General features: G+C 62.8%; 1 protein-coding gene. It reads right to left on the bottom strand.

Annotated elements, in window-relative coordinates; genetic code table 11:
- On the bottom strand, nt 1–215 hold a 215-nt coding region (locus OGY07_RS23435), incomplete at both ends, for a hypothetical protein (protein WP_286598551.1).

Raw genomic sequence — 215 nt, 5'->3', positions numbered from 1 at the left:
GTGGCGCCGTCGGCGATGGGGTTGCCTTCATCGTCGGTCATAAATGGCGGGGTGCCCGGCTGCGGTTCGGGTTCGGGCTGCGGTTCCGGTTCCGGTTCCGGTTCCGGTTCCGGTTCCGGTTCTGGTTCTGGTTCTGGTTCCGGTTCCGGTTCTGGTTCAGGTTGCGGTTCAGGTTGCGGTTCAGCGCTGGTATCAACAACCAGAGAGGTGTCGCT

It is taken from the genome of Citrobacter sp. Cs237 (assembly GCF_030332325.1).
Classification (GTDB): domain Bacteria; phylum Pseudomonadota; class Gammaproteobacteria; order Enterobacterales; family Enterobacteriaceae; genus Citrobacter_A; species Citrobacter_A sedlakii.
The sequence above is the reverse complement of the archived record's forward strand: the minus strand, read 5'-3'. Positions and strand labels throughout refer to the sequence as shown.